Here is a 13,705-nt window from a genome sequence, read left to right on the forward strand (position 1 = left end):
GCGTTGCTGCTCCTCCCCATAGCGAGCTATGAGTCGTCGCAGCGCCTTGCCTCTGGCTTCATGGCCCTCGAAATAAAGCTGACAAAAATGGCCGGACAGACCGCTCATGCCAGGTTGGCGAGCATTGTTCCGACTCCGCCGGGGCAAAATGATTCCCCAATCGGATCCAGACAAGTCTCTACCTAAGTCAAAACGGATCAACGAATGTCGATCCCCGCAGCGCGCGATTATCTAGTAGCCCGGATGACAACGCATCAGGGGTAACAAAGTATTTATCGCGAAAACAGCCTAAAAACAGTCGAAATTGCCGAAAAAGATGTTTCAGGCACTGTCAGGTCTGTAACAGGAAGGTTACCGGGCCATCGTTGACCAGGTGCACCTGCATATCGGCGCCGAATCTACCTGATGCCACAGTGCCATGCACCTGTTTCGCCTGGCTCAATAAATAGTCGAACAATTCCTCACCCAGTGCCGGCGGTGCAGCCGTGGAAAAGCTCGGACGCAGGCCGCTTCTGGTGTCGGCGGCGAGGGTGAACTGAGAGACCAGCAGCAACCCGCCACCCACATCAGCCAGGGACAGATTCATCTTGCCCTCGGCGTCACTGAATACCCGATAGTTAAGCAGCTTATGCAGAAGTTTGTCGGCGCTGGTACGCGTGTCGTCGGGTTCTACCGCCACCAGCACCAGCAAACCGTGATCGACCGCGCCGACAACCTCGCCGGCGACCTCTACCCGCGCGCCGCGTACGCGTTGCAACAGCGCCTTCATGCTTCTTCGAGCGGCAGGTCGAGCAGGCGCTGGGCCATTTTGCTCGCGGCGCGCACCAGCGCATCGGTGATGCCCGGCTCGGACGCGGCGTGGCCGGCGTCGCGGATCACCTGCAATTCGCTGTTGGGCCAGGCCTGGTGCAATTCCCAGGCGTTGTCGAGCGGGCAGATCACGTCGTAACGACCGTGAATGATCACGCCGGGCAGATGAGCGATCTTGCCCATGTCGCGAATCAGCTGGTTAGGTTCAAGGAAGGCATTGTTGGTGAAGTAGTGGCATTCGATCCGCGCGATCGACAGCGCGCGCTGCGGCTCGGAGAAACGATCGACCACCAGCGGGTTCGGGCGCAGGGTCGCGGTGCGCCCTTCCCAAGTCGACCACGCCTTGGCCGCATGCATCTGGGCGATCTGATCGTTGCCGGTCAGGCGTTTGTGGAAAGCGTTGAGCAGGTCGTCGCGCTCGTCCAGCGGGATCGGCGCGATGTAGTCCTGCCAGTAATCGGGGAACAGACGGCTGGCGCCGGCCTGATAGAACCATTCGATTTCCTGCGGACGGCAGAGAAAAATCCCGCGCAGAATCAGACCATGGACCCGCTCCGGGTGGGTTTGCGCGTAGGCCAGCGCCAGGGTCGAACCCCACGAGCCGCCGAACAGCACCCATTTTTCAATGCCCAGGTGTTTGCGGATGCGCTCAAGGTCTTCGACCAGATCCCAGGTGGTGTTGTTTTCCAGGCTGGCGTGCGGCGTCGAGCGACCGCAGCCGCGCTGGTCGAAGGTGACAATGCGATACAGATTCGGATCGAAATAGCGTCGGCTCTGGGCGTCACAGCCGGCGCCGGGGCCACCGTGGATGAACACCACCGGTAAACCCTCCGGCGAGCCGCTTTCATCGACGTACAGCGTATGGGTGTCATCGACAGCCAGATCGTGCCGGGCGTGGGGTTTGATCTGCGGAAACAAAGTCTGCATTGCGCGCTCCGTAAGGGGTCGAGGTCATCCCTGGGGGGACTCGTATTATTCTGCCGTTGGGCATCATAAACCCGATTTGCGTCAATGAGCATGCTCCGGGGCCTGATCGTTCCCACGCTCTGCGTGGGAACGCCTCTTGGGACGCTCCGCGTCCAGTGACGCGGAGCGTCACGGGCTGCATTCCCACGCAGAGCGTGGGAACGATCAAAGATCGCAGCCTTCGGCAGCTCCGACAGGGGTGCATCAGGCGTTGTGGTGTTTTTCACCCCAAGCGAGCAGTCCCTGCAGCAATTCCCTGAGCACCACCCGCGTCGGTTCGGCGAGGTCGGCGCGGTAGCGGAACGGTTCGAACTCTTCCATGTAGGTGGACTGGCACAGTTCCAGTTGCACGGCATGGATGTTCTGCGCCGGGTCGCCGTACTGGCGGGTGATGTGTCCGCCCTTGAAGCGACCGTTGAGCACATGGGTGAACTGCTCGTGCTGCGCGCAGATCGCTTCCAGTTGACTGGCCAATTGCGGATCACAACTGGCGCCATTGAAGGTGCCGAGGTTGAAGTCCGGCAGTTTGCCGTCGAACAGGTGCGGGATGATCGAGCGGATCGAGTGCGCATCGAACAACAGCGCGTAGCCGAATTCAGCCTTCAGCCGCGTCAGTTCTTGCTGCAAGGTGCGGTGATACGGCGTCCAGATCTGCTCCAGGTAAGTCGCGCGCTCCTCTTTCGACGGTTCCAGACCTTGCTGAAACAACGGGATACCGTCGAACAACGTCGCCGGATACAACCCGGTGGTTGCCCCGGCATACAACGGCTTGTCGTCGGACGGCCGGTTGAGGTCGATGACGAAACGCGAATACTCAGCCGCCAGGGTGCTGGCGCCCAGTTCTTCGGCAAAATCGTAGAGCAGCGGAATATGCCAGTCGGTGTCCGGCAAACTCTTCGCGGCGGGGATCAACCCGGCTTCGACCGCCGGGGTCAGATGCACGCCGGCGTGGGGCATGCTGATCAGCAGCGGCACGCGGCCTTGTTTGAAACTCAGAACCTTGTCCACAACCGTTCTCCTACAGATTCAATTCGATGCCGTGACGCACGACGCGCTTGTCCAGATCGCCACCGAGCCAATAGGCCAGATCCGCCGGACGCTCGATGTCCCACGCCACGAAATCGGCGACCTTGCGGACCTCCAGTGAGCCATGGGTCTGCGCCATGCCCAACGCCTGCGCGGCATGGATGGTCGCCCCGGCCAGAGCTTCTTCCGGGGTCATGCGGAAACAGGTGCAGGCCATGTTCAGCATCAGGCGCAACGACAGCGCTGGCGAGGTGCCGGGATTGAGGTCGCTGGCGATGGCGATTTTCACCTTGTGCTTGCGCAGTGCTTCCATCGGCGGCAATTGGGTTTCGCGCAGAAAGTAGAACGCGCCTGGCAGCAGCACGGCGACGGTGTCGGCAGCGGCCATGGCGATGGCATCGTCCTCGTCCATGAACTCCAGGTGATCGGCGGACAAGGCTTTGTAGCGCGCGGCGAGGCTGGAGCCGTGCAGCGAGGACAACTGCTCGGCGTGCAGCTTTACCGGCAGTCCGAGTTGTTGCGCGGCGACGAACACCCGCTCGACCTGCTCCGGCGAAAACGCCAGGTATTCGCAAAACGCATCCACGGCATCGACCAGACCTTCGGCGGCAAGGGCCGGGAGCATCTGCTCGCAGACCAGATCGATGTAATCGTCGGCGCGATCCTTGTACTCCGGCGGCAACGCGTGCGCCGCCAGGCAAGTGCTGCGCACGCTGATCGGCAGCTCTTCGGCCAGGCGCCGGATGACCCGCAGCAGCTTGCGCTCGTTGGCCAGATCGAGACCGTAGCCGGATTTCATTTCCACCGTGGTCACGCCGTCGCGCATCAGGCTTTTCAGGCGCTTGGCGGCGCTGGCGAACAGCTCGTCTTCGCTCGCTTCACGGGTGGCGCGCACGGTGCTGGCGATGCCGCCGCCCTGCGCGGCGATCTCGGCATAGCTGACGCCTTGCAGACGCTGCTCGAACTCACCGCTGCGGTTGCCGCCGAACACGGTGTGGGTGTGGCAGTCGATCAGACCGGGGGTGACCCACGCACCCTGCAAATCATTGAGCGCCGGGTATTCGCCGGACGGCAATTGAGTGCGTGGGCCGATCCACTCGATCAGCGTGCCGGACGTGACGATCGCGGCATCCTCGATGATCGAATAGGCGCCGTTGGCCATGGTTGCGACGTGGCAGTGTTGCCAGAGGGTTTTCATCCCGGTTCCTCTTATAGTGATCGTTCCCACGCTCTGCGTGGGAATGCAGCCCGTGACGCTCCGCGTCACTGGACGCGGAGCGTCCCTTGAGGCATTCCCACGCAGAGCGTGGGAACGATCAGTGGGTAGGGTTAAAGGCTCGGCAAAAGCTTCGCCGGCACCAGCTCGGTCAGACACCGCGACGCCAGCAATTGCGTCGCAGCATTGATGTCCGGCGCAAAGAAGCGGTCCTTCTCATAGAACGGCACTTCCTTGCGCAGAATCGCCCGCGCCTGTTCCAGCTTCGGTGAGGTCTTCAGGCCGTTGCGCAGATCCAGGCCCTGCACCGCCGCCAGCCATTCCACGGCGAGAATGCCGCGAGTGTTCTCGGCCATTTCCCACAGGCGCTTGCCGGCGGCCGGGGCCATCGATACGTGATCTTCCTGGTTGGCCGAGGTCGGCAGGCTGTCCACCGAATGGGGATGGGACAGCGCCTTGTTTTCGCTGGCCAGTGCTGCCGCAGTTACTTGCGCGATCATGAAGCCGGAGTTCACACCACCGTTGGCGACGAGGAACGGCGGCAGTTGCGACATGTGCTTATCCATCATCAGCGAGATGCGGCGTTCGCTCAGCGAGCCGATTTCAGCGATGGCCAGGGCCATGTTGTCAGCGGCCATGGCTACCGGTTCGGCGTGGAAGTTGCCGCCGGAAATCACGTCGCCTTCAGCGGCGAAGACCAAGGGGTTGTCGGAAACCGCGTTGGCTTCCACCGCCAGCACTTCAGCGGCCTGACGGAACTGGGTCAGGCAGGCGCCCATGACTTGCGGCTGGCAGCGCAGCGAGTACGGGTCCTGGACCTTGTCGCAATTCTGGTGCGAGGCGGAGACTTCGCTGCGCTCACCGAGCAGATCGCGATAAGCCGCAGCGGCGTCGATCTGACCTTTCTGCCCACGTGCGGCGTGAATGCGCGCGTCGAACGGCGAGCGCGAACCGAGCACGGCTTCAACAGTAAGACTGCCCAGCGCCAGGGCACCGGCAAACAGGTCTTCGCCTTCGAATAAACCGCGCAGCGCAAAGGCTGTGGAAACCTGAGTACCGTTGAGCAGGGCCAGACCTTCTTTAGCCGCTAAAGTCAGCGGCGCCAGGCCGGCGACTTTCAGCGCTTCGGTGGCTTCAAGCCATTCGCCCTTGTAGCGCGCCTTGCCCTCGCCCAGCAGCACCAGCGACATGTGCGCCAACGGCGCCAGATCCCCCGACGCACCGACCGAACCTTTCAGCGGAATGTGCGGATAGACCTCGGCATTGATCAGCGCTATCAGCGCATCGATCACCTGCCGACGGATCCCGGAAAAACCGCGGCTGAGGCTGTTGACCTTGAGCACCATGATCAGTCGCACCAGCTCATCGCTGATCGGCTGGCCGACGCCGGCCGCGTGCGAGAGCACCAGCGAACGCTGCAGGTTTTCCAGGTCTTCACTGGCGATGCGCGTCGAGGCCAGCAGGCCGAAACCGGTGTTGATGCCGTAGGCGGTGCGGTTCTCGGCGAGGATCTGCTCGACACAGGCGACGCTGGCCTCGATCTGCGCGCTGGCGCTGTTGTCGAGAGTCAAGGTTACCGGATGCTGGTAGACGTCACGCAGTTGGGCCAGGCTCAGTTGGCCGGGGATCAGGTTCAGCGCAGTCATTAAAATGCTCCTGTCAGGCATTGTTATTAACTACCAGTCGCTCCGGAGCATTCCGTTATCCGTCGCTTCTCGTCTTGTGAACGATCCACGCCTTGGCACGCTGGTATGGGTAGTTGTCAGTGCAAATTCGGGAGAACGTTGTGCGGCAGATTCGGGTCTTTCAACACGGTCGCAGCGGCAGCGATATCCGGCGCCAGCCAGCGGTCCTGATCGTAGGCCGGGACCGTTGCGCGCAGCAGTTTCCACGCGCGGTCGGTGCCCACGCCAAAGCGCTGTTCCTTGAGGAATTCAAACGCCTGCGCCGCCAGCAGGTATTCAATTGCGAGGATCTGCGTGCAGTTTTCCAGCGCGCGGTGCAGCTTCAGCGCGGCGTTGGTGCCCATGCTCAGGTGATCTTCCTGCAGGCCCGAGGTGATGTAGTTGTCGAGTACCGCCGGTTGCGCCAATTGGCGGTTTTCCGCACACAGCGAGGCGGCGACGTATTGCACGATCATCATCCCCGAGTTGACCCCGGGATTGGCCACCAGAAACGCCGGCAGACCGCTGACGTGCGGATTGACCAAACGGTCCAGACGACGCTCGGCAATCGAGCCGATTTCGGCCATGGCAATCGCCAGCAGATCCGCCGCCATCGCCACGGATTGACCGTGCGGGTTGGCCTGCGACATCACCCGGAAATTGTCCGGTGTGCCGAGCAGTAACGGGTTGTCGGTGCAGCCGTTGAGTTCGGCTTCGACCTGTTTGATTGCGTGCTCCAGTTGATCACGCGCGGCGCCATGCACCTGCGGGATCGAACGAATGCTCAGCGCATCCTGAGTGCGAATGCCTTTGCTCGCAGCGATCACTTCGCTGCCATCGAGCAAGGCGCGCAGGTTGTTGCCGACCTGCTGCATGCCCGGATGCGGCTTGAGTGCAATGATCTCGGCATCGAACGCATCGATCTGGCCGCGCTGGGCTTCGAAACTCATCGCGCCGATGACGTCGGCCCATTGCAACAGCCGCGTAGCGTCGGCAATCGCCAGGCAACTGAGGCCGGTCATGCACGGCGTGCCATTGACCAGACACAAGCCATCCTTCGCACCGAGTTGCACTGGTTGCAGGCCTTCTTCGGCCAACGCCTGTTGCGCCGAGGTGATCTGCCCGCGATAGCTGACATTACCGACGCCGAGCAACGCGATGCCGATGTGCGCCATGTGCGTCAGATAACCCACCGAACCCTGCGACGGCACCTGCGGAGTGATGCCGCGATTGAGCAGCGCCAGCAGCCCTTCGACCACGCGCCGATGCAGGCCGGATTTGCCGTGGCTGTAGTTGTGAATCGCGGCGCAGATGATTGCGCGGGTCTGCTCGTCGCTGAGCACCGGGCCGACACCGCAGGCATGGCTGAGCAAGGTGTTGCGCGAGAGCTGGCTGAGCTGTTCGTCTTGCAGCGAGACGTTGGACAGACCGCCCAGACCGGTGTTGACGCCATAGGCGCGCTCGCCGCTGGCGACGATGCGCTGAACGATGGCCTGAGCGTTGTCGATGCGCGCCCAGGTGTCGCTGGACAGATCCAGCGGCACACCGTGACGGGCGACAGCGACCACGTCCTGCCAACGCAGAGGGCTGCCTGTGATAACGATTTTTTCAGCCTGGGACATCTCTAACCTCATACCAATTCTGTTGATGCCGGTAACCCTGTGGTGAGGGGATTTATCCCCGTTGGGTGGCGAAGCCGCCCCAAACCATGCCCGCAAATCCGTCAGACAGACCGCAGTGGCCGGTTTTACGACTGCTTCGCAGCCGAACGGGGATAAATCCCCTCACCACAACGGCCACTCAGCGTCACACCACCGCCGCCCGCCGCTGTACGAACCGGTCGACATACTCATCCGCCGGCGAGTGCAGGATCTCTCTTGGCGTACCCACCTGGATCAACCGGCCATCCTTGAGAATCGCGATGCGATTGCCGATGCGCACGGCTTCGTCGAGGTCGTGGGTGATGAAGACGATGGTTTTGTGCAGGGTCTTTTGCAGTTCCAGCAACTGGTCCTGCATCTCGGCGCGGATCAGCGGATCCAGCGCACTGAATGCTTCGTCCATGAGGATGATGTCGGTGTCCGCCGCCAACGCACGGGCGAGGCCGACGCGCTGACGCATGCCGCCGGAGAGCTGGTGCGGGTATTTGTTTTCATAGCCCTTGAGGCCGACGGTGTTGATCCAGTGCAGCGCGCGCTCGGCGCAGACCTGCTTGCTTTCGCCACGGACTTTCAAACCGTAGGCGACGTTATCGAGCACGGTCTTGTGCGGCAGCAGGCCGAAGCTCTGGAACACCATGCTGATCTTGTGCCGACGAAATTCGCGCAGGGCGTCCATGTCGTACTGCAGGATGTCCTCGCCATCGACCAGAATCGCCCCGCTGGTGGGGTCGATCAGGCGATTGAAGTGCCGTACCAGGGTGGATTTGCCCGAGCCGGACAGGCCCATGATCACAAAGATTTCGCCGGTGCCGATGCTCAGCGACAAGTCGTTCACGCCGACCACACAACCGGTTTCGTTGAGCACCTGATCCTTGCTCTTGCCCTGGCCGACCATGGCCAGCGCATCCTTGGCGCGGTTGCCGAAAATCTTGAAGACGTTGCGCACTTCGATCTTGCTCACGCTTGCGTTGCTCATTTGCTCACCTCGTGGCGTGGCCGGCCGTACGCTTGAGTGATGCGGTCGATGACCACCGCGAGAATCACGATCGCCAGCCCGGCTTCGAGACCACGGCCGACGTTGAGGGTCTGAATCCCCACCAGTACGTCTTCACCGAGGCCACGGGCGCCGATCATCGAGGCGATCACCACCATCGACAGGGCCATCATCGTGGTCTGGTTGATCCCGGCCATGATGCTCGGCAGCGCCAGCGGCAGTTGCACGCCGAACAGTTGCTGCCAGCGGTTGGCGCCGAAGGCGTTGATCGCCTCCATGACTTCGCCGTCAACCTGGCGAATACCCAGATCAGTCAGACGGATCAGCGGTGGCGCGGCGTAGATCACCGTGGCGAAAATCGCCGGCACCTTGCCCAGGCCGAACAGCATCAGCACCGGAATCAGGTAAACGAAACTCGGCATGGTCTGCATGATGTCGAGCAGCGGCATCAACACCGAACGCAGGCGATTGCTGCGCGCCGAGAGAATCCCCAGCGGGATGCCGATCAGCACCGAAATGATCGTCGCGACCATCATCAGCGCCAGGGTCTGCATGAGCTTGTCCCACAGGCCAACCGCACCCACCAGAAACAGCAAGCCGACAATCACGGCGGTGGTCACCACTTTGCGCGTGGCGTGCCAGGCGATGACACCGACGATTGCCAGCATCAACCACCACGGCGCCGCACGCAGCAGACCTTCGAGACTGACGATAGCCCACAGCAGCGTGTCGGAGATGTGCCGGAACACGTCGCCGTAATTGGTCACCAGCGAATCGACCCAACCGTTGACCCAGTCGGCGATGGAAAAGGTAAAGCTTTCGGGAAACATAAGGGACTCTCAATCAAGGGGTTGCGATCAAGCGTCCGGCTGCCGTGCTGGCAGCCGGGAAACCTGACCTACAAGGCCGCGTCGATTTTCTTGGCTGCGTCGTCGCTCACCCATGCGTGCCAGACTTCAGGATGTTCCTTGAGGAAGATTTTCGCCAGTTTTGCCGACTCGATACGTTCCTTGGCCATGCGCCCGAGGTTCTGATTAAGCAGATCGATCGGCAGGTTGACTTTCTCCAGCACGGCGACCAGTTCCGGAGCTTCGTCGTGGAAGGTTTTCGACAGGCCGACCTTGATGCTAATGGTCTTGTTGCCCTGCGCCTGGTCTTCAAGCCTGACCGCGTCGATCTGCCCCATCAGCGGCGTTGGCGACCAGTAGTAGAAAAGGATCGGCTCGCCACGCTTGTAGCTCGACAGCACTGCCGCATCCAGCGCAGGTCCGGTGCCTGGGCGGAAGTTGGTGTAGCTGTTTTCCAGGCCGTAGCTCTTGAGCATTTCGCTGTTGTCGAGCTCGCAGGTCCAGCCGGCCGGGCAGTTGTAGAAGCGGCCCTTGGACGGCTCTTCGGCGTCCTTGAACACGGCGGAATACTTGCCCAGGTCAGCGATGTTTTTCAGGTCCGGGGCTTTCGCCTCAAGCTTGCGCTTGGCGTCGCCTTCGATCACATAGCGCGGCACGTACCAGCCCTCGATCGCGCCCACTACCGGCGCGCCGACACCGACGACCTTGCCGGCCTTCTCGGCCTTGTTCCAGACCTCGCTGCGGCCGACCCACTCTTCGGCGAACACTTGAATATCGTTGCTGCTCAGGGCGTTTTCCATGGTGATGGAATTGCCCGGCAGGCTGTCGGTCTTGCAGCCGTAACCTTTCTCCAGCACCACTTGCATAACGTCGGTCAGGAGCATGCCGCTCTCCCAGTTCAGCCCGGCGAATTTCACCGGTTTGCCCGATTCGCACCAGCCGGCGGCTTGCGTCGCCCCGGCACTGGCCAACAGGCCCATGGACAGCAATGTGGTCAGCAGGGTCTTGTTCGATTTCATTGTCGTGACGCTCCTAATCATGAATGGGCTTACGGCAGTTCAAGAGGCATCCAGCCTGGTCCACGTCCAGATCAGGCCTGCGCCGCAGCGCGACCGGCCCCGCTCGTTTTTGCTTGTTGGGTGCTGTTCTGCTCGACCGGCAGAATCAGGCGATCGGGCACTGCGCTGTGCCATTTCTTTGCGCAGAAGTAATAGACGGCGGCCGGGAGAACCAGGCCGATGATCCAGGAAATGTCCACATCACCGAGGGCGGCCACCAGCGGCCCGGTGTAGAACTTGGTCGAGATGAATGGCAGCTGCACCAGCACGCCGAACACATAGACGCTGATACCGAGCAGGTTCCAGCGGCCGTAGCGGCCGTTCGGATCGGCCAGCGCCGGCACGTCGTAACGCTCGCGGGTGATGCAGTAGTAGTCGACAAGATTGATCGCGCTCCACGGGGTGAAGAAGGCGAGCAGAAACAGGATGAACGACTTGAACGCACCGAGGAACGAGTGCTGCCCGAGCAGGGCAATCAGCGTCGCCGCGCCGACGATGAACAGCACGAAGATCAGCCGCTGCATGCGAGTAACCGTCAGGTGCCCTTTGAAGCCACTGATGATGGTGGCGATGCACATGAAGCTGCCGTAGGAGTTCAGCGTCGAAATGGTCACCTTGCCGAACGCGATGCTGAAATACAGCAGCGCGGCAGTGGCGCCGGTACCGCCGAGGCCGACGATGTAGGCGACTTCATGGCCAGCGAATTGACCGTTGGCCGAAGCGGCGGCAAACACGCCGAGGATCATCGCCACCTGGGCGCCGATCACCGAGCCGGCACCGGCGGCGAAAAAGGTTTTCACCGATGAAGTGGCGCTCGGCAGGTAACGCGAGTAGTCCGCTACATACGGGCCGAAAGCGATCTGCCAGGACGCCGCCAGCGACACCGCCAGGAGGAAACTGCTCCAGCTGAAATGACGTATCTGCAGAAGTGCGCCGACGTCGGTCTGGCTCATCAGCCGCCAGAAAAGGAACACAAAAGCGATCACGCCAATCACGCTGGCGACGCGGCCGATCCAGTGGATCACCCGATAGCCGAGCACTGTGACCAGCACGATGACACTGGCGAAAATCAGGATGCCAACACTGTCGCTGACACCGAACAACTGCCCCAGCGCCTGCCCGGAGAGCACTGTCCCGGTGGCGGTGAAACCCAGGTACATCAGGCATACCAGCACGATTGGAATCGCTGCGCCATAAACGCCGAATTGCACACGGCTGGAGATCATCTGCGGCAAGCCCAGTTTCGGTCCCTGCGCGGCATGCAGCGCCATCACACCACCGCCGAGCAGCTGGCCGATCAAAAGACCGATCAACGACCAGAACACATCACCGCCAAGCACCACCGCCAGGGCCCCGGTGACGATCGCGGTGATCTGCAGGTTGGCGCCCATCCACAGGGTGAACTGGCTGAACAGACGACCGTGTCTTTCCGCTTCCGGGATGTAGTCGATCGAACGCCTTTCGATCAACGGGGTACTGCCTGCACGTTCGTTGTTAACCGCCATGATTCAACCTCTGTGGATTGCTGTTCGGGTTCACTGAGCATCGGTGGAGCTGCTTTTCTGTGGGAGCGAGCTTGCTCGCGAAAGCAATCTGTCTGCCGACACAAATGTTGACTGTGCCGGCCTCTTCGCGAGCAAGCTCGCTCCCACATGCAGCAAAAGCGTATTACTTGCGATCAGTGATCATCGGCAGATTCAGCCCCTGCTCTTTCGCACAGTCGATGGCAATCTGGTAACCGGCATCGGCATGGCGCATGACGCCAGTCGCCGGGTCGTTATGCAGCACACGAGCAATGCGTTCGGCAGCCTCATCGGTACCGTCGCAGACGATCACCATCCCCGAATGCTGCGAGAAGCCCATGCCGACGCCGCCGCCGTGGTGCAAGGAGACCCAGGTCGCGCCGCTGGCGGTGTTCAGCAGTGCGTTGAGCAGCGGCCAGTCGGAGACGGCGTCGGAACCGTCCTGCATCGATTCGGTTTCGCGGTTGGGACTGGCGACCGAGCCGGAGTCGAGGTGGTCGCGACCGATCACCACCGGGGCCGACAGCTCACCGCTACGGACCATTTCGTTGAACGCCAGACCGAGCTTGGCGCGCTGGCCCAGACCGACCCAGCAGATACGCGCCGGCAGACCCTGGAAGCTGATGCGCTCGCGGGCCATGTCCAGCCAGTTGTGCAAATGCGCGTCGTCCGGGATCAGCTCTTTGACCTTGGCGTCGGTTTTGTAGATGTCCTGTGGATCACCCGACAGCGCCGCCCAGCGGAACGGGCCGATGCCACGGCAGAACAGCGGACGGATGTAGGCCGGCACGAAGCCCGGGAAATCGAAAGCGTTTTCGACGCCTTCTTCCTGAGCCATCTGACGGATGTTGTTGCCGTAGTCGAAGGTCGGAATGCCTTGCTTCTGGAACTCCAGCATGGCTTTGACGTGCACCGCCATCGACTGCTTGGCGGCTTTGATCACAGCGGCCGGTTCGGTCTTGGCGCGGGCGCGGTATTCGTCCCAGCTCCAGCCGGCCGGCAGGTAGCCGTTGAGCGGATCGTGGGCGCTGGTCTGGTCGGTGACCATGTCCGGGCGCACGCCGCGCTTGACCAGTTCCGGCAGGATTTCCGCCGCGTTGCCGAGCAGGGCGATGGAAATCGCTTTGCCTTCTTTGGTGTATTTGTCGATGCGCGCCAGAGCGTCGTCGAGGTCTTTGGCTTGCTCATCGACGTAACGGCTTTTCAGGCGGAAATCGATGCTGACCTGCTGGCATTCGATGTTCAGCGAGCAGGCGCCGGCCAGGGTGGCGGCCAGCGGTTGCGCGCCGCCCATGCCACCGAGGCCTGCGGTCAACACCCAGCGACCCTTCAGGTCAGCGTTGTAATGCTGGCGCCCGGCTTCAACGAAGGTTTCGTAGGTGCCCTGAACGATGCCCTGGCTGCCGATGTAGATCCAGCTGCCGGCGGTCATCTGGCCGTACATGGCCAGGCCTTTGGCGTCGAGTTCGTTGAAGTGTTCCCAGCTCGCCCAGTGCGGCACCAGGTTGGAGTTGGCGATCAGCACGCGCGGCGCGTTGCTATGAGTCTTGAATACGCCGACCGGCTTGCCCGATTGCACCAGCAGGGTTTCGTCGTCATTCAGGTTGGTCAGGCTTTCGACGATCTTGTCGTAGCACTCCCAGTTGCGCGCGGCGCGACCGATGCCACCGTAGACCACCAATTCTTTCGGGTTCTCGGCGACTTCCGGGTCGAGGTTGTTCATCAGCATGCGCAGCGGCGCTTCGGTCAGCCAGCTCTTGGCGGTCAGCGTGTTACCGCGGGCGGCGCGGATCTGCACGTCACGAAACTTGTTGCTGTTCTGGGTATTGTCAGTCACGAAAAAGACTCCTCAGCGATCAATTCAAACCAACCCTGGCAGTGGGCAGCAGCCTGCGCGCTGTGCTGCGCGACAAGCGAATCAGTGGACGCTGCGGAGAGT

The 13,705-nt window shown here is 61.7% G+C and carries 11 protein-coding genes; all 11 read right to left on the bottom strand.

What is annotated here, in order from left to right:
* Window positions 1–331: 331 nt before the first annotated feature.
* The 11 genes from dtd to hutU all read right to left on the bottom strand — a co-directional run bounded on the left by dtd (window position 332) and on the right by hutU (window position 13,603).
* Window positions 332–769, bottom strand: coding sequence for a D-aminoacyl-tRNA deacylase (gene dtd / locus JWU58_RS25535; RefSeq protein ID WP_123444024.1), 438 nt, complete (start codon window positions 767–769; stop codon window positions 332–334).
* Window positions 766–1,737, bottom strand: coding sequence for a prolyl aminopeptidase (gene pip / locus JWU58_RS25540; protein ID WP_073471584.1), 972 nt, complete (start codon window positions 1,735–1,737; stop codon window positions 766–768). The genes dtd and pip overlap by 4 nt, the downstream gene beginning before the upstream one ends.
* Before the next feature lie 243 nt (window positions 1,738–1,980).
* Window positions 1,981–2,784, bottom strand: coding sequence for an N-formylglutamate deformylase (gene hutG / locus JWU58_RS25545; RefSeq protein ID WP_206421202.1), 804 nt, complete (start codon window positions 2,782–2,784; stop codon window positions 1,981–1,983).
* A gap of 10 nt (window positions 2,785–2,794) precedes the next feature.
* A complete protein-coding gene (gene hutI, locus JWU58_RS25550) occupies window positions 2,795–4,000 on the bottom strand; it encodes an imidazolonepropionase (protein WP_206421203.1) in 1,206 nt (401 codons plus the stop codon).
* 131 nt (window positions 4,001–4,131) lie between these two features.
* Window positions 4,132–5,664, bottom strand: coding sequence for a histidine ammonia-lyase (gene hutH / locus JWU58_RS25555; RefSeq protein WP_206421204.1), 1,533 nt, complete (start codon window positions 5,662–5,664; stop codon window positions 4,132–4,134).
* A gap of 116 nt (window positions 5,665–5,780) precedes the next feature.
* Complete coding sequence (gene hutH, locus JWU58_RS25560) at window positions 5,781–7,304, bottom strand: histidine ammonia-lyase (RefSeq protein ID WP_206421205.1); 1,524 nt, start codon at window positions 7,302–7,304, stop codon at window positions 5,781–5,783.
* Between the two features lie 184 nt (window positions 7,305–7,488).
* On the bottom strand, window positions 7,489–8,319 hold the full coding sequence (locus JWU58_RS25565; protein ID WP_016772086.1) for a quaternary amine ABC transporter ATP-binding protein: 831 nt from the start codon (window positions 8,317–8,319) through the stop codon (window positions 7,489–7,491).
* The gene (locus JWU58_RS25570; protein WP_016772087.1) at window positions 8,316–9,167 is read right to left on the bottom strand and encodes an ABC transporter permease; all 852 of its coding nucleotides are present in this window, start codon (window positions 9,165–9,167) and stop codon (window positions 8,316–8,318) included. Before JWU58_RS25570 ends, JWU58_RS25565 begins: the two co-directional genes overlap by 4 nt.
* A gap of 68 nt (window positions 9,168–9,235) precedes the next feature.
* Window positions 9,236–10,204, bottom strand: a complete 969-nt coding sequence (locus JWU58_RS25575) for an ABC transporter substrate-binding protein (protein ID WP_206421206.1) — start codon at window positions 10,202–10,204, stop codon at window positions 9,236–9,238.
* 71 nt (window positions 10,205–10,275) lie between these two features.
* The gene (locus JWU58_RS25580) at window positions 10,276–11,748 is read right to left on the bottom strand and encodes a purine-cytosine permease family protein (RefSeq protein WP_122747968.1); all 1,473 of its coding nucleotides are present in this window, start codon (window positions 11,746–11,748) and stop codon (window positions 10,276–10,278) included.
* Between the two features lie 163 nt (window positions 11,749–11,911).
* Window positions 11,912–13,603, bottom strand: a complete 1,692-nt coding sequence (gene hutU, locus JWU58_RS25585; protein ID WP_206421207.1) for a urocanate hydratase — start codon at window positions 13,601–13,603, stop codon at window positions 11,912–11,914.
* Window positions 13,604–13,705 lie beyond the last annotated feature (102 nt).

This window comes from Pseudomonas atacamensis, from assembly GCF_017167965.1.
GTDB lineage: Bacteria > Pseudomonadota > Gammaproteobacteria > Pseudomonadales > Pseudomonadaceae > Aquipseudomonas > Aquipseudomonas atacamensis.

Coding starts and splice junctions, on each gene's coding strand:
- dtd (WP_123444024.1), bottom strand. CDS start 769: ATGAAGGCGCTGTTGCAACGCGTACGCGGCGCGCGGGTAGAGGTCGCC.
- pip (WP_073471584.1), bottom strand. CDS start 1,737: ATGCAGACTTTGTTTCCGCAGATCAAACCCCACGCCCGGCACGATCTG.
- hutI (WP_206421203.1), bottom strand. CDS start 4,000: ATGAAAACCCTCTGGCAACACTGCCACGTCGCAACCATGGCCAACGGC.
- hutH (WP_206421204.1), bottom strand. CDS start 5,664: ATGACTGCGCTGAACCTGATCCCCGGCCAACTGAGCCTGGCCCAACTG.
- hutH (WP_206421205.1), bottom strand. CDS start 7,304: ATGTCCCAGGCTGAAAAAATCGTTATCACAGGCAGCCCTCTGCGTTGG.
- JWU58_RS25565 (WP_016772086.1), bottom strand. CDS start 8,319: ATGAGCAACGCAAGCGTGAGCAAGATCGAAGTGCGCAACGTCTTCAAG.
- JWU58_RS25570 (WP_016772087.1), bottom strand. CDS start 9,167: ATGTTTCCCGAAAGCTTTACCTTTTCCATCGCCGACTGGGTCAACGGT.
- JWU58_RS25575 (WP_206421206.1), bottom strand. CDS start 10,204: ATGAAATCGAACAAGACCCTGCTGACCACATTGCTGTCCATGGGCCTG.
- JWU58_RS25580 (WP_122747968.1), bottom strand. CDS start 11,748: ATGGCGGTTAACAACGAACGTGCAGGCAGTACCCCGTTGATCGAAAGG.